General features: G+C 41.0%; 22 protein-coding genes and 1 riboswitch. Of the genes, 18 read left to right on the forward strand and 4 right to left on the reverse strand.

Going from position 1 to position 23,354, the window contains the following annotated elements; all coding sequences use genetic code 11:
• The first annotated feature begins 1 nt into the window (after nucleotide 1).
• The 6 genes from rfbD to ACFOU2_RS14625 all read left to right on the forward strand — a co-directional run bounded on the left by rfbD (nucleotide 2) and on the right by ACFOU2_RS14625 (nucleotide 5,673).
• Nucleotides 2-856: a dTDP-4-dehydrorhamnose reductase gene (rfbD, locus tag ACFOU2_RS14600; RefSeq protein WP_377916322.1), complete on the forward strand. Its 855-nt coding sequence runs from the start codon at nucleotides 2-4 to the stop codon at nucleotides 854-856.
• Nucleotides 857-1,876, forward strand: coding sequence for a dTDP-glucose 4,6-dehydratase (gene rfbB / locus ACFOU2_RS14605; RefSeq protein WP_377916324.1), 1,020 nt, complete (start codon nucleotides 857-859; stop codon nucleotides 1,874-1,876).
• Between the two features lie 68 nt (nucleotides 1,877-1,944).
• Nucleotides 1,945-3,321 carry a UDP-glucose dehydrogenase family protein gene (locus tag ACFOU2_RS14610; RefSeq protein ID WP_377916326.1) on the forward strand — a complete coding sequence of 459 codons (1,377 nt, stop codon included), beginning with the start codon at nucleotides 1,945-1,947 and terminating at the stop codon, nucleotides 3,319-3,321.
• Nucleotides 3,296-4,342 (forward strand): SDR family NAD(P)-dependent oxidoreductase, encoded by a 1,047-nt coding sequence (locus tag ACFOU2_RS14615; protein ID WP_377916328.1) that lies wholly within the window; start codon nucleotides 3,296-3,298, stop codon nucleotides 4,340-4,342. The genes ACFOU2_RS14610 and ACFOU2_RS14615 overlap by 26 nt, the downstream gene beginning before the upstream one ends.
• On the forward strand, nucleotides 4,335-4,787 hold the full coding sequence (locus tag ACFOU2_RS14620; protein WP_377916330.1) for a VanZ family protein: 453 nt from the start codon (nucleotides 4,335-4,337) through the stop codon (nucleotides 4,785-4,787). The genes ACFOU2_RS14615 and ACFOU2_RS14620 overlap by 8 nt, the downstream gene beginning before the upstream one ends.
• 310 nt (nucleotides 4,788-5,097) lie before the next feature.
• The gene (locus ACFOU2_RS14625; protein WP_377916332.1) at nucleotides 5,098-5,673 is read left to right on the forward strand and encodes a competence protein ComK; all 576 of its coding nucleotides are present in this window, start codon (nucleotides 5,098-5,100) and stop codon (nucleotides 5,671-5,673) included.
• Between the two features lie 60 nt (nucleotides 5,674-5,733).
• Here the strand turns inward: ACFOU2_RS14625 and ACFOU2_RS14630 are convergent, their stop codons facing one another.
• Nucleotides 5,734-6,243 carry a sigma-70 family RNA polymerase sigma factor gene (locus ACFOU2_RS14630; protein WP_377916334.1) on the reverse strand — a complete coding sequence of 170 codons (510 nt, stop codon included), beginning with the start codon at nucleotides 6,241-6,243 and terminating at the stop codon, nucleotides 5,734-5,736.
• A 589-nt stretch (nucleotides 6,244-6,832) separates the two neighbouring features.
• On the opposite strand from ACFOU2_RS14630, the gene ACFOU2_RS14635 reads away from it, so the two are divergent.
• The 5 genes from ACFOU2_RS14635 (at nucleotide 6,833) to ACFOU2_RS14655 (ending at nucleotide 9,885) form a co-directional block, all read left to right on the forward strand.
• The gene (locus tag ACFOU2_RS14635; RefSeq protein WP_377916336.1) at nucleotides 6,833-7,360 is read left to right on the forward strand and encodes an NUDIX hydrolase; all 528 of its coding nucleotides are present in this window, start codon (nucleotides 6,833-6,835) and stop codon (nucleotides 7,358-7,360) included.
• Nucleotides 7,361-7,794: 434 nt separating this feature from the next.
• Nucleotides 7,795-8,619, forward strand: a complete 825-nt coding sequence (gene cysQ, locus ACFOU2_RS14640; protein WP_377916338.1) for a 3'(2'),5'-bisphosphate nucleotidase CysQ — start codon at nucleotides 7,795-7,797, stop codon at nucleotides 8,617-8,619.
• Between the two features lie 354 nt (nucleotides 8,620-8,973).
• Nucleotides 8,974-9,059: riboswitch (cyclic di-GMP riboswitch) on the forward strand.
• Nucleotides 9,060-9,093: 34 nt separating this feature from the next.
• Nucleotides 9,094-9,240, forward strand: a complete 147-nt coding sequence (locus tag ACFOU2_RS14645) for a hypothetical protein (protein WP_377916339.1) — start codon at nucleotides 9,094-9,096, stop codon at nucleotides 9,238-9,240.
• 53 nt (nucleotides 9,241-9,293) lie between these two features.
• Nucleotides 9,294-9,425 (forward strand): hypothetical protein, encoded by a 132-nt coding sequence (locus ACFOU2_RS14650; protein WP_377916341.1) that lies wholly within the window; start codon nucleotides 9,294-9,296, stop codon nucleotides 9,423-9,425.
• A gap of 31 nt (nucleotides 9,426-9,456) precedes the next feature.
• Nucleotides 9,457-9,885 carry a hypothetical protein gene (locus ACFOU2_RS14655; RefSeq protein ID WP_377916343.1) on the forward strand — a complete coding sequence of 143 codons (429 nt, stop codon included), beginning with the start codon at nucleotides 9,457-9,459 and terminating at the stop codon, nucleotides 9,883-9,885.
• Between the two features lie 62 nt (nucleotides 9,886-9,947).
• On the opposite strand, the gene ACFOU2_RS14660 is transcribed toward ACFOU2_RS14655, so the two are convergent.
• Entirely contained in the window at nucleotides 9,948-10,859 is a 912-nt protein-coding gene (locus ACFOU2_RS14660; RefSeq protein ID WP_377916345.1) for an aldo/keto reductase, read from the reverse strand.
• Between the two features lie 138 nt (nucleotides 10,860-10,997).
• A complete protein-coding gene (locus tag ACFOU2_RS14665; RefSeq protein WP_377916347.1) occupies nucleotides 10,998-12,128 on the reverse strand; it encodes a GntR family transcriptional regulator in 1,131 nt (376 codons plus the stop codon).
• Between the two features lie 416 nt (nucleotides 12,129-12,544).
• Here ACFOU2_RS14665 and ACFOU2_RS14670 point away from each other — a divergent pair, with 416 nt between their 5' ends.
• From ACFOU2_RS14670 to ACFOU2_RS14700, 7 genes are all read left to right on the forward strand, one after another.
• Nucleotides 12,545-14,005, forward strand: a complete 1,461-nt coding sequence (locus ACFOU2_RS14670) for an extracellular solute-binding protein (RefSeq protein ID WP_377916349.1) — start codon at nucleotides 12,545-12,547, stop codon at nucleotides 14,003-14,005.
• Between the two features lie 98 nt (nucleotides 14,006-14,103).
• Nucleotides 14,104-15,039 carry a carbohydrate ABC transporter permease gene (locus ACFOU2_RS14675; protein WP_377916351.1) on the forward strand — a complete coding sequence of 312 codons (936 nt, stop codon included), beginning with the start codon at nucleotides 14,104-14,106 and terminating at the stop codon, nucleotides 15,037-15,039.
• Between the two features lie 18 nt (nucleotides 15,040-15,057).
• Complete coding sequence (locus tag ACFOU2_RS14680) at nucleotides 15,058-15,894, forward strand: carbohydrate ABC transporter permease (RefSeq protein WP_377916356.1); 837 nt, start codon at nucleotides 15,058-15,060, stop codon at nucleotides 15,892-15,894.
• A gap of 38 nt (nucleotides 15,895-15,932) precedes the next feature.
• Nucleotides 15,933-19,064 carry an alpha-mannosidase gene (locus ACFOU2_RS14685; RefSeq protein ID WP_377916358.1) on the forward strand — a complete coding sequence of 1,044 codons (3,132 nt, stop codon included), beginning with the start codon at nucleotides 15,933-15,935 and terminating at the stop codon, nucleotides 19,062-19,064.
• 203 nt (nucleotides 19,065-19,267) lie between these two features.
• Nucleotides 19,268-20,152, forward strand: a complete 885-nt coding sequence (locus ACFOU2_RS14690) for an ROK family protein (RefSeq protein WP_377916360.1) — start codon at nucleotides 19,268-19,270, stop codon at nucleotides 20,150-20,152.
• Nucleotides 20,153-20,188: 36 nt separating this feature from the next.
• Nucleotides 20,189-21,133, forward strand: a complete 945-nt coding sequence (manA, locus tag ACFOU2_RS14695; RefSeq protein WP_377916362.1) for a mannose-6-phosphate isomerase, class I — start codon at nucleotides 20,189-20,191, stop codon at nucleotides 21,131-21,133.
• 135 nt (nucleotides 21,134-21,268) lie between these two features.
• Entirely contained in the window at nucleotides 21,269-22,135 is an 867-nt protein-coding gene (locus tag ACFOU2_RS14700) for a carbon-nitrogen hydrolase family protein (protein WP_377916364.1), read from the forward strand.
• A 334-nt stretch (nucleotides 22,136-22,469) separates the two neighbouring features.
• Here ACFOU2_RS14700 and ACFOU2_RS14705 read toward each other — a convergent pair whose 3' ends face one another.
• Entirely contained in the window at nucleotides 22,470-23,234 is a 765-nt protein-coding gene (locus ACFOU2_RS14705) for an ROK family protein (protein WP_377916366.1), read from the reverse strand.
• Between the last annotated feature and the right edge of the window lie 120 nt (nucleotides 23,235-23,354).

Here is a 23,354-nt window from a genome sequence, read left to right on the forward strand (position 1 = left end):
TATGAAAATTTTAGTAACAGGTTATACTGGTCAGCTTGGTTATGATGTTGTTCAACACGGTTTGAAACTAGGTCTAAACATGGTAGGTGTAGGTTCCAAAGATTTAGATATAACAAACGAAGAAGAAGTTTCTCATTATATTAATAAAGTTCATCCAGATGGTATTATTCATTGTGCTGCATATACAGCAGTCGATAGAGCTGAAGATGACAAGGATACATGCTGGAACGTAAATGTTGAAGGAACAAAATACATAGCTCAAGCTGCTAAAGATGTTAATGCAAAGTTCATGTATATTAGCACGGACTATGTATTTAATGGAGAAGGAGAAACACCGTTTGAGGAAACAGATGATCCAAGCCCAATTGGATACTATGGATTAACAAAGCATGAAGGCGAAGAAGTGGTAAAACAATTATCGGACAAGTGGTTTATTGTTCGTATTTCATGGGTTTTTGGTATTAATGGAAACAATTTTGTTAAGACAATGCTGCGATTAGTAGAAACTCGAAATGAATTGAATGTTGTAGGAGACCAGTTTGGTTCCCCTACTTATACATTAGATTTAGCCCGATTATTAATTGATATGATTCAAAGTGATAAATATGGAATCTATCATGCTTCTAACGAAGGATTTTGCAGTTGGGCAGAATTTGCTAAAGAAATATTTAGACAAGCTAATAAAGGTATAAAAGTAAATTCGATTTCAACAGAAGAATATCCAACTCGTGCAGTACGTCCTAAGAATTCACGTATGTCGAAGCAAAAGCTAGTAGACAACGGTTTTATTCCATTACCAACATGGCAGGATGCTGTGGAAAGATACTTAAAAGAATTGACACAAGAGGTGAAATAGATGACAAGGAAGAAAGTACTTGTTACTGGTGGTGCAGGCTTCATTGGTGGAAACTTTGTACAGTATATGGTCGATAAATATCCTCAATATGATATTTATAATTTAGATTTATTAACGTATGCTGGAGATTTAACAAAACATCGTGATATTGAAACAAAAGAAAATTATCATTTTGTAAAAGCGGATATTGCAGACCATGAGGCAATAATTCCTCTTTTTGAGAAAGAGAAATTCGACTTTGTTGTCCATTTCGCTGCAGAAAGTCATGTGGATCGTTCGATCACAGATCCAGGAGTATTTGTTCGAACGAATGTATTAGGAACACAGGTATTATTAGATGCGGCAAAACAAGTGGGTATTACGAAATTCGTTCACGTATCAACAGATGAAGTATATGGAGAACTGGATTTTGATCCAACGACATTTTTTACAGAAGAAACACCATTACAACCGAATAGCCCATATAGTGCGAGTAAAGCATCATCTGATTTATTAGTCCGTGCCTATCATGAAACATATGGTTTACCTATTAATATCACTCGTTGCTCAAATAACTATGGGCCCTATCACTTCCCTGAAAAGCTAATTCCTTTAACTATTTCTCGTGTATTAAATGACCAAAAGGTGCCCGTATATGGTGATGGTAAAAATATTCGTGACTGGTTACATGTTATTGATCATTGTGCAGCTATTGATTTAGTATTGCACGAAGGTGTAAATGGTGAAGTATACAATGTAGGTGGACACAATGAGCGTACCAATTTAGAAGTTGTTAAAACAATTATTAGTATCTTAGGGAAATCTGAGGATTTAATAGAGTTTGTTAAGGATCGTTTAGGACATGATAAGCGTTATGCAATTGACCCAACCAAATTAGAACAATTAGGTTGGAAACCAACATATACATTTGAAACAGGAATTGCTCAAACTATTGAATGGTATCTTGATAATAAAGAGTGGTGGGAGCAAATTATTAGTGGAGAGTATCAGAATTATTTTGAGAAGCAGTATAGTATGTAAGGCTTCCAGATTTCTGTGTCCAATTACTTGACGAAGATTGCAAATAAGAAGTAAAGGAAGGCGTAACCATGTACAAAATAGCAGTAGCAGGAACAGGCTATGTCGGCTTAGTGGCAGGTGTATGCTTTGCCGAAGTTGGTCATCAAGTGACCTGTGTTGATATTGATGAAAGCAAAGTGAATTTAATGAAATCTGGGGTTTCTCCAATCTATGAAGCAGATTTGGAAGGATTGATGCAGAAGAATTATTCCGCTGGGAGAATTGATTATACAACAGATTATAAATCAGCCTATAAGGATGCGGATGCGATCTTTATAGGTGTAGGTACCCCAGAACAGCCAGATGGTTCTGCAAATCTTTCGTACATTGCAACTGTTGCAAGGCAAATTGCTGAATCGGTAGAAAAAGACTGTCTTGTTGTTGTAAAATCTACAGTGCCAGTCGGAACGAATGATAAGGTTGAGCAGTTTATTCATGACTTTTTAGTGAATGATGTGAGAGTAGAAGTAGCGTCAAATCCTGAGTTCTTGGCACAAGGTTCCGCCGTACATAATACGCTGCATGCCGAAAGAATTATTATCGGCACCGAAAGTAAATGGGCCGAAGAGCTGCTCATGAAAATTTATGAGCCGTTTTATTTGCCTATTGTTTCAGTAAATAGAAGATCGGCAGAAATGATCAAGTATGCATCTAATGACTTTCTTGCTCTTAAAATATCCTATATGAATGATATTGCGAATCTTTGTGAATTGGTCGGTGCGGATATTCAGGATGTTGCAAGAGGGATGAGCTTTGATGAGCGTATCGGAAGTAAGTTTTTAAATGCTGGGATTGGTTTTGGCGGTTCATGCTTCCCTAAGGATACCAAAGCATTAGAGTATATTGCAAGACAGCACGGTTATGAGCTAAAAACCGTTAAGGCTGCCATTGATGTAAATAAAGAACAAAAGACGATGTTATATAAAAAGGCGAGTAAAAGACTCATTACTTTTAATGGCCTTAAGGTAGCAGTGCTAGGGTTGACATTTAAGCCTGGAACCGACGATTTAAGGGAAGCTGCCTCTCTTGAAAATGTGCCTTTGTTATTGGAGCAAGGTGCAGATATCTATGCTTACGATCCTGTAGGTGCGGCAAACTTTGCTAGAGTGCATCCAGAAGGAAAGAATGGCAAAGGTAGTATGACGTATGTTACGAATATAGAGCATGCTTTAGATGGAGCCAATGTCTGCTTTATTTTTACTGAATGGGGAGAAGTGAAAGCAGTAACCCCTGAAACTTATAAGAAGTTGATGAGAACTCCTTTAGTATATGACGGAAGAAATATTTATCGTGTTGAAGAGATGCAAGAAGCAGGGGTAGAGTATCACTCGATTGGAAGAAAACCTGCAAGTAGAGAAGGATTAAAGGAGTCGAAGAACCTTGAATTACAAACCTCTAGATCCTAGTAAAACATACCTTATTACTGGAGCAGCTGGTTTCATTGGTTATTTCTTATCTAGTAAACTATTGGAACAGGGCTGCCGGGTGATTGGTGTTGATAATGTAAATGATTATTACGATGTAAATCTTAAACATGCTCGTTTGGAGCAGCTCGAACCTTATGAGAAGTTTACCTTTATCAGAGGTGATATTTCAGATAAATCGATGATTACAAAACTCTTTGAAGAGTACAAGCCAAATGTTGTAGTAAATTTAGCTGCCCAAGCCGGTGTACGGTATTCCATAGAGAATCCGGATGTATATATTCAAAGCAATATCATCGGTTTTTACAATATTCTTGAAGCCTGCAGATACAATCCAGTTGATCATCTTGTATATGCGTCATCCAGTTCTGTTTACGGAGCAAATAAAAAGGTTCCGTTTGAAGAAACAGATTTTGTAGACAATCCCGTATCACTTTATGCATCGACTAAAAAATCAAATGAATTAATGGCACATACTTATAGCCATCTATATAAAATCCCAGCTACAGGACTTCGGTTCTTTACCGTTTATGGTCCTATGGGACGACCGGATATGGCCTACTTTGGATTTACTGATAAGTATTTTGCTGGTGAACCAATTAAGATATTTAACAACGGTGATTTTGAAAATGACCTGTATCGCGACTTTACATTCATTGATGACATTGTGATTGGAATTGAGCGACTTATAGGTAAACCACCTATCGAGTCTGTTCCTCATAAAGTTTATAACATTGGAAACAACAATCCAGAGAAGTTGATGACATTTATTGAAACGCTAGAGAAATGCTTGAGTAAGGCCATGGACAGAGAGGTAGTATTTGATAAAGTTTTTGAACCAATCAAGCCGGGTGATGTACCTGCTACTTATGCGTCTACTGACTTATTGCAGAAAGCTGTAGGGTTTAAGCCTGAGACTTCGATAGAAGAAGGATTGCAGAAGTTTGCGGATTGGTATGTTAAGTATTATAAGGTTAAGCAAAAGGACTTAATAAGTGTATAAAAATTTTTCCTGGACAGCTGTTATTCTTTGGGTGGTATTAATCTTTTACCTATCAAATCAACCAGCAACAGAGTCTAACCACCTGAGTAAAGGAATAACAGAGGTTATTGTAAAAACAGCAGAAAAAGTTGCTCCTAATACGGAGTTTGATATAAGAAACTTCAATCACATCGTCAGAAAAAATGCTCATTTCTTTGCTTATTTAGTATTTGGAGTGCTAGTGGCAAGCGTTCTGGGGAGAAGTGTGGTACATAGATATCGTATTATAGGACTGGCTTTACTGATTTGTGTGCTGTATGCCATATCAGATGAAATGCATCAACTATTTGTTCCCGGCAGAGGAGCTCAAGTTAAAGATGTATTCATTGATAGTGCCGGGGCGAGTGTTGGGATTGGAGTTTATTTAGTGATTGACAGGATAATGAAAAACAGAAATACCCGCTGAGCTGTTATTCTTTTTGCTTGGCGGGTGTGTTTTTTTGGGGTCTTGAATAGAACATATGTACTGGAAATTTAACCAAAAAAATATCCGTTAACTATTATAAACTATCTTTACTATGCGAAAAAGGGGGAAGGCTGCTTGTTTGGAAGCCTAGAGTGGAACAAAACATTTTCAGGGATGGTAATAGGATTTACAAAATAATACATAATTTTACAATTTATATACAAAATTTTTACGCTGCATTTAAGAAAACAGTCGGATTTACCGTTATAATACAATTGGGATACACAATTTTAAGGAAGGTGAATAGAAAATGATAATTAATGAAGAGTATGAAATCGGGTTGAAAACGATGGCGGTTATGTATCACATCGATGCATCGTTTCAGACGAGGATGATCGACCTTGACGGAGATTACTTGACATCGAAGTCTCCACAAAAATTGTTTGACGAGATTTGTTTGAAGCACGGCTCCACCTATGAGGGAAGACGCGAGGCGGTTGTTCGGTCACTTGGATACGAGAAAAGGACCCCATTTCTTCCCGCTCTTGGCATTTACACATTTCCTTCTGCATCTCCCCAGCATTTTGACTGCGTTTGGCTATTCCCCCGGCACATCCTTCAGATTGTCCCTCATCCAACAAATCATCATCATTCCATTGTCAAGTTTCACAACGGCAGCGAGCTCGTCGTGAAAGCAAGACCGGCCTTTTTAAAAGCACAGTACGAACGAACGGCCGCTTCTGCGTTGAGGTTTCAGTTCATGGATTTGATCCATTTAAACAAAGAGCTGCTTTTTGATAAGGCCAAGGGAACGGAGGAATGTTTTCTTTTTCGATTGCACGGCAACCAATCCTTGGCTAAAGATCATAAGATTTGGTCCCTGTAGTCACCATCCGAGAAATGGCGGATGAACATCTGCATACGTACATATTCTAATCAACATCTACTAGTAATCTCTTAATCTCTCAGCTGCACGCCGCAGCTTTTTCTTCGCCGAGCGTCCCCACCATTTGACGGCATCGAGTTTAACCTGGTGTTCGGCGGCAATGTCGTGGAGCGGACGGTCATTGATGATATGTTCGTGGATGTACGTTTTTTCGCCTTCCGTCAACCCTCTATAGTAAAGATAAAGAATCTCTTGTTCGAGCGGGACGTTATTCCTTTCTGCTTCGATGATCCCTAAGACGGCTTCATTTAGCGGCTTGTTGTGCTCGGCATATTTGATTTGCTTTTTTAACGCCATTAACAAATGTCCTTTCATCGTCATATAGGCATAGGCGGAAAAGGCTCCTTTTTCGGGATCGAATTTTTCGTATGCTTCCCATAAGGCGATGAAGGCGAGCTGGATGTAGTCCTCAAAGTCTTTGTAAATTCGCAGCTTTTTCAGGAGATGGTGGACCATCGGTGTGTATTGGACAAGTGCTTCTTCAAATGTAGCCGGTTTTGTTTCAATCATGCTCGGTTCCTTTTGAAAAGCGCGCTTTTCTTGTATTCCGCGGTATCTTTACTGTACGACAAGGAAGCGAGCAGAGCGAACGGGCGTAGAGCCCGGCAGACAAGTTGGTTTTTGTCTCCTGGGCTCGCTCCCTATGGCTGTGGAGTTCGATGGCGGGAGGAAGGCTGGCTAGGAAGTTCGGAGGCATATCTTTTCGAATTTCGATGTCACATCCCCACTCATGAAGGAAATCCCGCTCGATTAGTCGCATGAGCAAAGTGAGTCATCATGTAAAACAGCGGTTCCTAGCTTTTAAAAGATAGGAACCGCTGATTACACACTTCATTCTTTTTTCTTTCATTCTTACACCAGAGCCTGAGGCTGTCCCATAAGTCTCTAATCAATGGCAAAAGTTGATCTTTACTGAAAGGACCCGTCACGGAATTCTTTAATTTTGCCGGATTTTTGCGTGCCTGTCACCGCTCGAACATGATAAAGTGAATGGTAGAGAAGAAGAGTAGATGGCTTAAAATGTTGGTGCCCCCCAGTACATGAATAGGTTAATAAGCCAACTTCCCTCCGAAATTATTGAGCAAAGGGAGTGTGTAAAGTGTCAAATTGGCATGTGTTACAAAGAGAAACCATTAAAGCCGATCGGTTTGAAGTGGTTGTAGAGAGAGTGCAGCTTCCCAATCAAAGCGAAGCCCCCTTTTCGTATGTGAAGATGAAACATGGGGTGTGCGTGCTTCCCATTCTTGAAAATCATCAAGTCATCTGTATCAAGCAGTACAGACATATATTTGAAAAATGGGAATATGAGCTTCCGGCTGGCGGCATTGAAGAAGGCGACACACCAATTGAAACGGCAAAAAAAGAATTGCTTGAAGAAACGGGATACAAAGCAGCGCAATGGATGGATCTTGGCTATATTTATGCATCTGTTGGTTCAACAGATGAAGTGATTCATTTGTTTGCAGCGAAAGATTTAACAAGACATGAGCAACAGCTGGAGGAAAGCGAAGAAATTGAAATAGAAGTAGTGGATTTACAGGAAGTAAAGAAATGGATTGCAGAAGGAGAGTTTCGTCATTCGGCTGGAATTGCGGCTGTGGCGAGGTATGTGTTTCGGTGCTTTTAATTTTGCGTGCCAGTGTGAGCTCGGTGTCAGCCTCCCATCCAGCTAAAGTTTAAAGTGATAAAGTAAGAACGGAAAAAATGTGGAAAGATTGCTTGAACTGTCCAAAACTGCTTTCATGTGATGAAACAGCGATGATCTTAAAGATTATCCCGTCAGATGATTAGGAAGTTAATTCCGGGAAACCGTGAAAACTTCGTATACCTTTGGACAGCTGTATCGTGTAGTTATAGAATCCCTCTACATTTTGGGATTATAACCATAATAAAAAGCACCCTTTCATAAAAAGAGTGCTTTTCCTTTAATTTAGAAGTAAATGGATATTCAATTAAAATAAATTGCGATATAGTAAGATAGAGGAAGAAGTCGTTTTTATGGCGTTTTCAGGAAGGGGCTTTTTTAATAGTATTGAAAATGTGAAAGAGGTGGGAGTAGATATGCTTACTACTATTAATCTTTTGGATGTTATCGCTATATCCATGAAGGCCGGGGAGCAAATTATGGATGTCTATCATTCAGATTTCGCTGTTGAAAATAAAGAAGACAAGTCACCATTAACCCTTGCTGATAAGAAATCACATGAGGTGATCGCTTCTGAATTAAAGCGTTTGTTCCCAAAGATGCCTGTTTTGAGTGAAGAAGGCAAACATTTACCTTATGAAGAACGTAAGAATTGGGAGTACCTATGGGTAGTTGACCCTTTGGATGGGACAAAAGAGTTTGTTAAACGCAATGGGGAGTTTACCGTAAATATTGCGTTAGTACATAAAGGGTATCCAGTATTGGGAGTTATTTATGCTCCGATATTAGATACCATCTACTTTGCCAAAGAAGGAGCAGGTTCCTTTAAGATAAAGGGTGTAGAAGCTGTAAACCTTCGTAATGAAGCAGAATTGATTTCCCATTCAGAGAAATTATCTTCCCGTGAACTAAATCAAGAAATGGCCGTTGTGGCTAGTCGTTCACATATGTCGCCTGAAACAGAAGCATATATTAATAAAATTCAAGGAAAGTATGGAAAGGTAACGATTACTTCAGCGGGCAGTTCCCTCAAACTGTGTCTGGTCGCTGAAGGTAAGGCAGATGTGTATCCTAGATTTGCTCCTACGATGGAATGGGACACTGCAGCCGGACAAGCGATTGTTGAGCAGGCTGGAGGAAAGGTAGTCCAAACGGAATCTAAAGAAAGACTGTCTTACAACAAAGAAAATTTATTGAACCCGTGGTTTATTGTCAAAAAAGGAAGTTTAATGGATGAATGACCTGAAAGAGGTTTGCTTACATACATCGGTGAAAAAGAGATTATTTCAAGTGCCTGGAAATGGGACCAACAAAGTAAGCAGCAAATCAAAACAGCGGCTCTTATCCGTAAAGGGTAGGAGCCGCTGTTTTTTCGTTTCTCTTTTTCGACAGCAACGCATTAATTCCTTAGGCAATTGCTAGTCCTGGTTATGAAATGATTAAAATCGCAGCGTTCATATGTTCAATAAAAAAATAAAGGGCAGGGTGTAAAGTTTTACTGCTCTTTTTCTTTGTAAAACGTTTTTTCAGAAAATACAGATTGTTCTTGATGAAGAATGAAAAAGTATTTTATAATGGAAATATCATCCAAGTATTGTACGAAAGGGCAAAGCCATTGAAAAGTGGTCACGCAAAACGATAGGAGCTAAGGTTAAAGAAACTATGCTAGCCAGTTGTCGAATACGAATATCCGTACAATTAAGGAGGGAAATGGTATGCCATTGTATCATATGAAAGAAATTTGGACACCATTGAAATTAATTAACATCAAGTTTTTTAAAAGTGATAAAGCCGGGGGTTATATTAAAATTGGGAAAAATCCGCGAAAGAGAATCGCCTTTTTCAAGGGACAGTTGGGATAGATGCCTGACTGTCTTTTTTATTAAAGGCGTTCGTTTCATGTATACGTCTTGTAATGGTCGGCAGGAAGCGTAAAGTAGCAGTCGTTTTTCTAACGGATGAACCAAAACGCGGCATCAATGGCCGCAAAACCATTCGGTTTAAAGGACCGAACGGGGAAATGCTGCAATTGGTGGAAGAAATATAGTATAGTAGTAGCTAGAGGGAGGGGACAAAAAATGAAATTCATGAAAATCTTGTTCTTCTTTGTTATTTTCCTTGCTCTAGCGGGTTTCGGCGTTTATCATTTTGGGACGAAGATCGCTTCGGATAAGGTTATGGATTATGTTTCAGCTGAGCTTGAAAATAGCGGAGAAGTGGAGAAGGTGAAAGAAGCCATCGAACGTGACCCTCAGCTACAGGCGTTTATCAAAGAGGGAAACCAACATATTGATGAAAGCAAACTGCCGTTTACAACGAAAGAAGAGGCGGTTAAAACGGTTATCAAAAAGCTGGGGATGAATGAAGTACAATCCATTCAGTCAAAAGTAAAAGATGGCGTTACGGCAGAGGAAAAGCAGGAGATTTTGAATAAAGTGGAAAGTAAATTGACAGAAGAAGAAATCCAGGCTTTAAAGGTTTTGGCTTATAAAGAATTAAACCAATAAAAAATGTGCATAACTTAGCGGCTCTTATCTGTAAAGGATAAGAGCCGCTGGTTCTTCCTGATTTACGACTTTACAATCTCAGTTGCTTTTGTGAGTAGAGAGGAATCTATTTCCTTATCAAGCAGAATCATATTTTGTTCAAATCGCTCGAAATTCTTAGTTCCAATTAGAACGGAACTAATACCATCATTTTGATATAAAAATTGAAGAGCTATGCTTGATAATAGGTTGGCATCGTTATTAACTAAATCTAACAATGCCTGGATTTGTTTTTTGTGCGGCATGTCCTCTTCAAGATAATTCAAAACCTTCGGTGTTAATAGACCTCTTCCTAAACCTGTCCGGATCAAAACACCTATTCCCTTTTCTTTACATAATTGAATATTCCCTTCATTGTGTTGGTTTAGTAAGTTATATTCCATTTGCATAATATCAAAATCACCGGAATTGATGCAATGCCTTGCAAGTTCGCCATCAATGGAAGCACCGAGGAAACGAATTTTCCCTTCGGCTTTTGCGTCCTTCATTGCCTTTACAGTTTCACCATCAACGATTACCTTTTCTGGATTTGGGCCAAAATGGATTTGCATAATATCTATCATATCTGTTTTTAATAATTCCAGGCTGCGATCAATGGATTGTTTCACTGCATTGTAGGAAAAATCGTAATAGGTACCAGGTTCATCATTATGTTCACCACATTTTGAGGCTAGAATATATTCATTTCGGCGATGAGAAATAGATTTCCCTATTCTTTCCTCACTTCGATGGTAGGCACTTGCTGTATCGATTAAGTTAATCCCGCTATCCAAAACGGCATGCAGCAGTTTTCCGGCTTCATTTTCATTAGGCCTTTTCTTATCGAATCCTTTTCCCATTCCCCAATCTCGACCAATTGACAAAGCACCAAAACCTACAAATGTGACTTCTTCGTTTAATCGATGTATTTTTCTTTTTTCCAATCCCTTTTTCATAAGCAACTATCCCCCTTATAGAATGTACACCTAAGGTTTGGCTGTATCAGCAGGTCCAGGTTTCCTGGATTTCTTGCATCAGAACCCTTTAAATCAATCAGGAGCTATAATGATTCGCATCTCTGACTTCTGTACTTGTTATTTTGGTATTACTTTACAAGCTGCCGTAGATTGACGGACTACTAGTTTAGTAGGAATCAAGATTTTTTTTCGTTTTTGACCCGGGTTTTCGATTGCAGAAATCAATAATTTTGCCGCTTCCTGGCCGATTTTTTGCCCTTGCTGCCGAACGCAAGAGGGAGGAATACTGAAAAGGTGAGAATGTGAATAGTCGTCAAACGTAATAATGGACAAATCATCTGGAACTTGAAGAGCAAACTCGAGAGCGGCTTCCAGCACCTCTAAGCCCGGGGTGACCGCGAAGATTGCCGTCATTTCCGGATTTTTTTGTAGAAAGGTTTGAATCTCTTTTTTATTTTCCTCTCTTTTCTCCACATTCTCTTCGGACTTTTGGAGGTTTAATAAGTAAAGGTGATGATCGATTGGGATATCAGCATCAGTCAGCGCTTTTTCATAACCGGCGATTCGGTCCTCAATGCTTGTCGTTCCTTTGTGCATGGTAGAAACTACCCCAATTCGAGTATGGCCGAGTTCTATAAGATGACGAATAGCTTCATAGGAACCGCTAAAGTTATCAGAGCATACACTATTCGCTTCTATTCCCCTAAAATAGCGATCAATTAAAACGAGCGGAAAATCCTTTAGAGTGAGCCTTAATACCTCTTCATTGTAAGCTTCCCCCTCCACAGGGTAAATGATAATCCCTTCCACTCCCATTTGAAGAACATCCCTTAATATTTGTTCCTCCGTCTTTTGCGAATCATGAGTTTGACAAAGAATCATACGATACCCCTGTTCAGCCAGCGTTGACTCAATTTGAGAGAATGTGGCGGTAGCAAGTTCACTGTTGAAACGCGGAGTGATACAGGCAATCAACTTTTGACGGTGATGATTTGTTTGAGAAGGAGTTTCGTAAAGAGAAGGTTCTCCTTCCATATTGGAAGCGACAAATGAACCTTTCCCCTGAATACGATAAATGATTCTTTCCTCAACAAGATCGTCTAATGCCTTTTTAATCGTGATTCTACTTACATTAAATTGTTCGGCTAATTCATTTTCAGATGGAATCTTACTATTTACAGCCCATCTCTTTTGTTGAATATTGTCAGCTATATATTTTTGGATTTGTTTGTAAAGTGGAATTCGCACGTCCGGAATTCCCCCCTTTTTTATGTAAGATGTATATAATGAATATACAACCTGTTCATATTTTTGTAAATATATGAAAATTTAAAATAATTTATTTACACCTCTCGATATCTATGCTAATATTCAGAATATGATAGATTGAATATACAAGTTAAACAATGTATACAAGTTGATGTAGTTATATGGGTTTATAAGTAAGTTGGATACCTCATTGTTTTCATCAAACAGCTTCTTCTTTATTTTTTTACACCCAAAAGAAAGCGATTACACAAATTATTCGTTTTTTATTGATACCTCCAGCGAATGCTCGACAAACATGATTGGCTCTATTTCAACATCTTTCAGCACATTAAAACGGCAAAAAACTAGCTTGCTAGTTTTGTATATTGAAAAAATGGCACGCTATAAAGGGGGCGGTGATTGAAAGAATTATGGGCGGGACCAAAACGCAGTTCGAAACAAAAATGACAAAAGGGGAGATTGTCTTGAAACGATCATTGACCAAAAAAATGTTGATGGGATTAATGGCGCCTGTGCTTATCATGTCCTCTACTGCTTGCAGCAGTGGAACCTCTTCTAGTGAAAAGGAGGGCAACGCTTCAGACAGCAAGAACACAATTGAAATCGCATACAGAGACTTTGGATCAGCAAATGTCGGTTTAAAGGAATGGTTGGATGAAACAAAAAAAGAGCTGGAGGAACAAAATCCTGATGCGAAGGTGAAATTCCTGCCAATTCAAGCATCGGAGGGAGATTTCTTCGCAAAGCTTGCATTGATGGTGAAATCTGGTGAAACAGCCCCGGACGTCGTGACAGAGGATACATTTATGATTAACTCTGATGCGATGGCTAAAAACGTTGAACCCTTAGATGATTACATAAAGGATTGGGACGATTGGAAGAACTTTAATGAAACAGTTAAACAAGGTGTGACGGCAAGTGACGGAAAGCTGTATGGTGTTCCGTACAGCACGGATACACGCGGCCTTTGGTACAATGTCAATCTTTTCAAAAAAGCGGGTCTTCCGGTACCTTGGGAGCCAAAAAGCTGGGATGACATCATAAAGGCAGCAGAAACGATCAAAGAAAAAGTACCGGGAGTTGTACCGTTCTGGGCAAACTCCGGTAAAGCAACCGGTGAAGCAACGGCCATGCAAACATTTGAAATGCTTCTATATGGAACTGAAGATGAACTTTATGATTTTGAAAGTAAGAAGTGGGTTGTAAAAAGTAAAGGATTCCTCGATTCCCTGGAATTTATGGATAAAATTTATTCAAACAAGCTCGGACCTGAGTTATCACAGGTGCTGACAGGTAAAGCCGGGGATATTGTACAAACAGAATTAATGCCAAAAGAAAAGGTAGGCATTGTGTTAAACGGAAACTGGGTTCCGGGAGTTTGGAGAGAGAATGGTCCTGCGCCTTGGGCGAAAGGAACAGAAACTTATAAGCTGGCGGCCATGCCAACGCAAAACGGGCAAGAGCCTGGCTTTACTTCGATGTCAGGTGGATGGGCGCTTTCTATTCCTTCAAAAGCGGACAACAAAGATTTAGCATGGGAGTTTATTAAGCTCGCAACAAATGCGGAGCACAACAAAAGCTATGTACTAAAACAAGGTGATTTAACACCTCGTACCGATGTGGCCAAAGATCCGGAAGTTACTGAAGCACCGGGAAGCGTAACAACAGAAGCTGCCAAGTTGATTGACTACACGCACTTTAGACCAAGCGTCGATAAATATCCAGCTGTTTCTACCAAAATACAAGCGGCAGTTGAAGCGGTCGTCACTGGAAGTTTATCTCCTAAAAAGGCGATGGAACAATACGCAAATGAAGTGACACGGGTTGTGGGTGCCGATAATGTCACTAAAAAGTAAGGGGCTTTAACAAGAAGGGAAGAAATACGGCTTTACAAATGATTGCCCCCTAGTAGGGGGGCGGTCAAACTTTAACCGCGGAAGGAAAGGAGTATGCCATGAATGCTCAAGTTCAAAAATCAGATCAGGCGATAGGAAAGTTAAGCTTTATTGGATTAGGAAAAAAGCGGGACAACACCTCTCTAAGATCCATTCTGTTTCTGCTTCCTTCTTGGATTTTACTTTCTGTCTTTTTCGTAGGACCGATTTTATTAACGTTCTATTTTGCGTTTACAAATATGTCGCTGACAGGGGCATCTGCTCAAAGCATTGAGTTTGTCGGCTTTCAGAACTTTGCTGCTATGTTTTCAGATCCGAATTTCCGGTTGAGCGTTGTGAAAACCATTATCTTCTTAATTTTCTCAGCTGTGATCGGGCAGCAAGTGTTAGGATTCATCATTGCCATCTTAATGAGGGAACGAAACCGGACATTTAGACGCGTGATAGGCATGATTGTACTTGCCGGATGGGTGACACCGGAGATTGTCGTGGCATTCGCGTTTTTCGCTTTTTTAAATGACCAGGGAACATTGAATACACTCATCGGTTTGATCGGCTTGAAGCCGGTTACCTGGCTGTATACGTTCCCGATGGTTGGTGTCATTGTGGCAAATATTTGGCACGGAACAGCTTTCTCCATGTTGGTTTTCCAATCGGCTCTTGATAATGTGCCTAAATCAGTGGAGGAGGCAGCTATTATTGACGGTGCTTCAAGGTGGCAGCGTTTATGGAAAATTACTGTTCCAATGATTAAGGGCCAAATCGTGACAAACATGATTCTTGTTACATTGCAAACATTGGGCGTATTCACATTGATTTATGCCTTAACAGGCGGCGGCCCGGGAATGGATACACAAACGCTGCCGGTTTATATGTACAACCAGGCGTTTGTCAACTATCAGTTAGGTTATGGAACGGCCATTTCATTAGTGATGCTTCTAATTGGTGTTGCTGCAAGCTTGCTGTACATTCGCGCGTTGAAAGTAAAGCTCTAAGAGGAGGGGAAAAGAAGGATGGATTTCAAGCGGAACCGTTTTTCATCAGAGAAGGTCATACCTTATGTTGTACTTAGCCTTATCGGTATTCTGTTTCTGCTGCCGTTGCTCTGGGTTGTCTTATCCGCATTTGATCCGCATGCCAAAGTATCACTGCAAGTGCCGGAAAAGGCGACAATCTCGAATTTTACATCTATTCTTTCTGATAAGTCGAATCAGCGTGCTTTTTCAACTGGTTTGTTACTTTCACTCGGCCAGGCAATCATTACGGTAATTGTCGCCGGGTTAGCAGCATATCCGTTATCAAGATATCAACTGAAATATAAAAAGCCATTTTTATATACGATCCTGTTTATGACTGCGCTTCCGATTACAGCTGTCATGGTTCCGGTTTATCAGCTGTTCATCATGTTGAAAATGCAGGATTCTCTTTTTGGCACCATGTTATTTCTATCAGCATCTGCACTGCCTTATGCCATTTGGATGATGAAAAACTATATGGATGCTGTGCCGCTTGAGCTTGAAGAGTCGGCATGGGTTGATGGAGCATCTGTTTTTCAGGGACTTCGCAAAGTTGTGGCACCCCTTATGTTACCGGGGGTTTTTACAGTTGGTATTTTCACCTTTACAGGGAGTTGGGGAAATTTCTTTGTCCCGTATATTTTAATTCAAACACCTGAAAAGCTTCCTGCATCCGTTACCATTTATCAGTTTTTTGGATCATACGGTATGGTGGAGTATGGCAAGCTTGCTGCTTTTTCACTTATTTATACGATTCCTCCTGTCATTCTATACATCCTCAGTCAGCGCTTCATGTCAGAAGGTTTTAGTTTAGGAGGAGCATCTAAAGGTTAATTTACACGATTCGCATAAAAAACGAAGGAGGATTTATCATGTTTTGGACGGAAGAAAAGTTGGAAGCACGTATCACAGAATTAGGGGAATATCGTTATCGTGAAGCTATACCGATTCCTTCATTTCGCTTTTTAATAGATGAAAATGGAGACGTCGGGACGCGTCCTCCAAAATCTGGGGAATGGGGTACCATCCAAGTAGGGGATTATTGGACAGGGCGGGACGTCTACGCTTGGCTGCAGACAGATGTTGAGGTTCCGAAAGAATGGAACAATCGTGAAATTGTAGGTCGATTTGACTTTGGGAGAACAGGGGAAGGAAATAACTCCGGGTTCGAATCATTACTGTATGTTGGAGATCGTCCGTATCAAGGTGTGGATTCCAACCATATCGAAGTGTTTTTTCCAAATGATGCAGCAGGTTCCTCTTTAAATCTTACGTTCCGTTTGTGGTCAGGTCTTGAAGGTGGCGGGATTCCGACACCGCAGGAGCATAAAATTAAAAAGGCTGAACTGACATTATTGGATAAAACGACAGATGATCTGTTTTTTACTGGAAGAGCCATTATTGATACGGTAAAAATCTTTGATCAAAACCGCCCGGAGCGTCAAATGCTATTAAATATACTGGATCGGGCATTCCGTTTGATCGACTGGTCGAAACCGGGTTCGGAAGCATTCTATCAATCGATTGCAGAGGCACAGGATTCTCTCCAATCCGGACTTAACGAGATGGAAAAGAATCATCCTGTTACCGTTCGCTGTATCGGGCATACACATATCGATGTTGCGTGGCTTTGGCGTTTAAAGCATACACGTGAAAAGGCTGCCCGTTCTTTTTCAACGGTTCTTCGTTTAATGGAAAAATATCCGGAGTATATTTTCCTGCAAACACAGCCGCAATTATATGACTATATTAAATCTGATTATCCGGAAATCTATGAACAAATCCAAAAACGTGTAGCGGAAGGGCGCTGGGAAGCAGACGGCGGCATGTGGCTGGAAGCGGATTGTAATGTTACATCAGGTGAATCGCTTGTGCGCCAGCTGTTGATGGGAACAAGATTTCTTCGTGATGAGTTTGGGACTGAATGCAAATATTTATGGCTTCCTGATGTATTCGGCTACAGCTGGGCCTTGCCGCAAATTCTCAAAAAATCCGGTATTGATACATTTATGACAACAAAAATCAGCTGGAACCAATATAATCGTATGCCCCATGATACGTTTAAATGGAGAGGGATTGACGGTACAGAAGTTTTGACACATTTTATTACAACACCTGAGCCTAATCAAGACTGGTGGTTTTATACATATAACGGGCAAATCAGGCCGGATACCGTGCAGGGGATTTGGGACGGTTACCGGGATAAATCGTTTAACCAGGAATTATTGCTTTCGTACGGTTATGGTGACGGAGGCGGCGGGGTAAACCGCGAGATGCTGGAAATGCGCCGCCGCTTAAATGATATTCCGGGATTGCCAAAAGTAGAGACAGGAAGGGCCGATGAGTTTTTCGAACGATTGCATGAACGGGTCGAAAAGACGGACCAATATGTCCACACATGGGACGGGGAACTATACCTCGAGTACCATCGCGGAACGTATACAAGTCAGGCCTATAACAAGCGCATGAATCGCAGGCTTGAGCTTTTGTACCGTGAAACAGAATGGCTCCATGTTCTTGCCGGCACTTTAGGCGCACAATGGAATCAGTATCCGCAGGATGAATTAAACAAAGGGTGGAAAATCATTTTGCGTAATCAGTTCCATGATATTATTCCTGGTTCTTCGATTCGTGAAGTATATGAAGATAGTAAGATTGAATATGAAGAAGCAGAGCAGCTTGCCCTTGTTTCCTGGAAGGACGCAGCAGCTGCAGTTGCAGGAGACGGCTCCAGCCACACCTTTACCGTCTTTAATTCGGCACCTTGGAAACGTTCAGATCTTGTGGAAATTCCGGCCTCAGGGATCAAACAGGGAATATGGAAGGATGCAAACGGACATGCGCTTCAGGCCGTACAGACTGGTGAAAAGTGGCTTGTAGAAGTCAAAAATATACCGGCGATGGGCTTTGCTTCCATTCAATTTGAAGCAACTGGATCAAATCAAGAAATGAATGTTATATTTGATCTTCATCCATCAGGGATTACCACTCCTTATTATGAGATTCAATGGAATGAAGACGGACAGCTCGTATCCATTTATGACCGCAAGGCGAACCGTGAAGTATTGGCAAAAGGCCGAAGCGGAAATGTTTTACAAGTCTTTGAAGATAAACCGATGCGATTCGATGCCTGGGACATTGATTTATACTACCAGCAAAAAATGCGGGAAATAACAGATTTACAGTCTGTTAATGTAATAGAGGCGACACCGCTGCGTTCCGTTGTCCGTTTTGAATGGAACTACATGGATTCCGTTGTTCAGCAGGACATGATTTTATATGCGGACAGCCGAAGAATTGATTTTAAAACAGAGGTAGATTGGCATGAACAAAACCAATTGTTAAAAGTAGCGTTCCCTGTGTCGGTTCGTTCTACAGAAGCGACTTATGATATCCAGTACGGAAACGTTAAAAGACCGACACACTGGAATACGAGCTGGGATTATGCGCGCTTTGAGACAGTTGGACATCAATGGGCCGATTTGTCTGAAAGAGGATATGGTGTCAGTCTATTAAACAACTGTAAATACGGTTACGATATCAAAGATAATGTGATTCGTTTATCATTGATTAAATCGGCGGTATATCCTGATTACCAGCAAGATCAAGGAAACCATACGTTTGTCTACTCTCTTCTTCCACATGAAGGGGATTGGGTGGAAGGCAACACAGTTCAAGAGGCATGGAAGTTAAACAACCCGCTGACGTATACAAATGGATCTCCGATTCAACCTGAATTTTCACTTTTCAGCTGCACAGTGGAAAATGTGATGATTGATGCGGTAAAGAAAGCGGAAGATGACGATAAAATCATTTTGCGTGTGCATGAATTCACAGGAAGCCGGAAATCAGTGGAGATGAACAGCGATTTGCGGATCCAATCCTGGCAGGAATGCAATCTCATGGAACAAGGTGTCGGGGAACCCATTACAGGAGAAAAGATAACGTTCGAGATCAATCCATATGAGATAAAGACATTTTTGGTAGACGTGGCACAGGGTTAATCCTGTGTCCTTTTTTTCCGCGATATAGAAACTACCGCAAAGGAAGCGAAAATATGCGGAAATCGACCACTGCAATTGTGGATTTAAAGAAAAAAGGGGTATTTGGAAAAGTGGGAATTCTTGTATAACAAATTTGTTTTTAAAACCGTAAATATTAAACGATAGAAAAAATAGCCTTCTTGTAAGGCGGGGAGGGAATAAGTATGCTTTACGGCGGAATAGAAGCAGGCGGTACGAAATTTGTTTGTGCTGTTGGAGATGAACACGGAGCGATTATTGAACAGGTTCAATTTCCAACGACTGTACCGGTGGAAACCATGCAAAAAGTCATCCATTTCTTTCAGGGATTTGAACTCAAAGCAATGGGCCTTGGTTCGTTCGGACCGTTCGATATCAATTCTAACAGTCCGACCTATGGCTGTATTACGACGACTCCTAAGACGGCGTGGAAAGACTATCCCATTGTCCAGACGCTTAAGGAAGCATTCAGGGTTCCTATTGGTTTTCATACAGATGTGAATGCTGCAGCTTTAGGTGAGGCGACTTTTGGTGCGGCCCAAGGACTTGATAGTTGCTTATATATTACGGTCGGAACAGGTATCGGAGCAGGCGCCGTTGTTCACGGGAAGCTTCTTCAAGGACTGTCCCACCCTGAAATGGGACATATCCTCGTTCGTCGTCACCCCGGGGATTTATATGAGGGTAAGTGCCCTTATCATCGAGATTGTCTGGAAGGCCTCGCAGCCGGACCGGCCATTGAAGAGCGGTGGGGAGAAAAAGGCATTGAATTAGCCAATCGACAAGAAGTGTGGGAAATGGAGGCCTTTTATCTCGCACAAGCTCTGATGCAATACATTCTCATCCTTTCACCAAAGAAAATTATTTTAGGCGGCGGAGTGATGAAGCAAAAACAGATCTTCCCCCTTATTCATGAAAATGTAAAACAATTGCTCAACGATTATGTAACATTCCCGGAGCTATCAAGTGAAATTGGGGAATATATCGTGTCTCCAGGGCTGGAAGATCGTTCAGGGATTATCGGTTCATTGCTGCTTGGAAAACAGGCTTATCAAGAAACGTTAAGATAACAGGATGAATGAATGTTCGGGAGGTACTTAATAATCATGAAACCGCTTTTTTTTAAACCAACCTTTCAGGAGAGAATTTGGGGAGGAACAGCATTAAGAGAAACATTCGGATATGACATTCCCTCTGAAAAAACAGGGGAATGTTGGGCCATATCCGCTCACCCAAATGGACCATCTGTTGTAGAAAATGGTCCATATGCCGGCAAAACGCTGGACGAGCTTTGGAAAGAGCATCGTGAGCTTTTTGGCCATGCAGAGGGAGATGTGTTTCCTTTATTAACGAAAATTTTAGATGCCAATGAAGACTTATCAGTACAGGTCCATCCTGATGATTCTTACGCAAAGGTACACGAAAACGGAGAATTGGGCAAAACGGAATGCTGGTACATTATTGATTGTAAAGAAGATGCCGAAATGATATACGGACATAATGCCAAGACGAAGGAAGAGCTTGTCCGGATGATGGAGAATGGACAGTGGGGCGATTTACTTCGTCGAGTAAAAATAAAACCCGGGGACTTCTTTTATGTGCCAAGTGGAACAATCCATGCATTATGCCAAGGAACGCTGGTGTTAGAGACACAGCAAAGTTCGGATACGACATATCGCGTATACGACTATGACCGTACAGACGCAAACGGGAACAAACGTGAGCTTCACCTTGAAAAGGCGATTGATGTGACGACTGTTCCACATGTAGATGGAGTCAGTCATCCGTCTGTAGAAGAAAAAGAACATGTCACCATTACGACGTTTGTGCAAGCGGAGTTTTTCTCTGTGTACAAATGGCAAGTAGAAGGAACATCCACCTTTTCGATGGATCGACCTTTTATGCTTTGCAGTGTCATTAACGGGGGAGGAGCGCTTGTTCATGATGGCGAGGAATATGATTTAGAAAAAGGCACCCACTTCTTATTACCAGCGAATATAGATGAGTTTACAATAAACGGTAAATGCGAATTGATTGTTTCGCATATATAACTCAAAGCCGCTTTAAATGGATAGGAACCCTTTTAAGCAGACAACACAAAATTAGCAAGGCTGATTAAATTGGTTGATTGTAAACCGTATAGTTATTGACTATAAACCATTTTTCTTGAAAAGGAGGAATCGAAAATGACAAAAGTGGCAATTGGACAAATTACACCCATTACTGGCGACAAAAAGCAAAACCTGGAGAAGATGAAGGATTTAATTCTTGAAGCTGTGGAAAAAGGCGCCCAGTTAGTTGTTTTCCCGGAACTTGCTTTAACCGGGTATAACTGTGGAGATGCCTTTTTTGAAGTGGCCGAACCAATCCCCGGGGAGGCTACCCGTTTTTTTGAAGATTTGGCTCTTAACCATGAAATTCATATCATTTGGGGTATGCCGGAAAAAAGTATTGGCGGTGTTCTATATAATTCAGCTGCATTGGTAGGACCGAGTGGATTTATTGGAAAATGGAGAAAGAACACCTTGCCAGGACACGCGACAGACCAGGCAGGGCCAGGAGCGTTTCCGGACCGCAGGTATTTTAAAGCAGGGGAGGACTTACCGGTATATGAGACAGCCATAGGAAAAATAGGAGTATTAATCTGTTACGATATCTTTTTTCCCGAATTGTCACGGATGCTGACCATGAAAGGCGCCGATTTAATCGTTGGTATTTCAGGTTCTCCATCATTTGAAAAAGAAATTTTTGAGCCCATTGTAAAAGTTAGGGCGATGGAGAATACGATTAATTTTGTTTATACGAACCTGGTTGGGAAAGAAGGGGATACCGAATATTGGGGTGGAGGCTGTATCGTAGGAGCAGGTGACAAGGAGACGAAGATACCAGGTCATCCGATTCTCTGTAAAGCACCATACGAGGGGGAATGTATCACTCTAGCTGAAATAGATAATCAGGTTCATCATAAGATTCGTCCCTATTTCCCGGTATTACGTGACTTAACAACACGAATGTATGAACAACTCGCTGACATCCATCGAAAATTAACATAATGATTTCGGGTCTGATGCAAAATTTGTGGGAAGAATAGGTATCCCATATTTTACTTTCCAATTGAGATTCGTAACAGCACATCCCCCGTAGATCAGAACTGAAGAAAGTTTTCATGACTGTATCACTTTGATCATCTGATAGGCTTCTAATATGCGGAAACCTGCCGAACGAGGCTGTCCCATAAAGTCTCGAGTTAATGATAAAAGTTGATCTTTACTGAAAGGACCCGTCACGGAATCCTGTGATTTTGCTGGATTTTCATGACGGGTCCTTTTAGGAGGATGACTCAAAAGGTATGGCCTTTTATACCTTTTGAGTCATCCTCGCTGTTATTTACCTGCTTTGTTTAGGCAGCATGGCCGCACCGACGATCCCGGCTTTTGTACCGAGCAAGGCTGGTTCAATGCGTACAGATTGTCTAAGCTGAGGATACACGCAATCTTTCACTTTCTCTCTTAATTCTGTCATGAAGGAATCCTTTGATTTCATCACACCGCCGCCCAATACGATGATATCCGGGTCAACGGTATGAATGACGTTGGCAATCCCGATTGCTAAATAATTGATAAACTCTTCAATGATGTCTTTAGCGGTTGGATCTCCATTTTGGGCGAGACGGAAGAGCTCTCCTGCGTCTCCCTGAAGGTTTAATTGTTGTTTTCCGGCCCGCTGGAGAGCGGTCCCGCTTGCCAAAAGCTCCAAACTTCCTTTATTCAACACTGGATGGGAAGGGCCCGTATTGGTGATGATCATGTTTCCGATTTCCCCCGCACATGAATTTGCGCCTTTTATGACTTGCTTGTTGTAAACGAATCCTCCGCCGACTCCTGTACTGACGGTTATATAAAAGACGCTTTCGTAACCGGCACCCGCCCCGAAATGGGCTTCCGCTAAAGCAGCGGCATTGGCATCATTGTCTACCACTACAGGGAGAGCTATTCGTTGTTCCATGATGTCTTTTAGCGGTACATAATCCCAGCCCGGCAGATTGGGAGGTCCTAAAATGATTCCTTTTTTAGCGTCTAGCGGTCCCGGTGCGCCAATGCCGATCGCTTTTGCTTTAGAATAAGTCTGTAAGCGCTGAGTCATTTTTATCATGTTTTCGATGACATACTCAGACCGTTCGAAAATATGTACAAATACATAGTAATTGTACACAACGCAAAGGCAAGTACGGTATTCCCTTTACGATTCGCAAGAGAGAATTCCACTCCCACA

It is taken from the genome of Bacillus songklensis (genome assembly GCF_042649685.1).
Lineage (GTDB): Bacteria > Bacillota > Bacilli > Bacillales > Bacillaceae_H > Bacillus_BA > Bacillus_BA songklensis.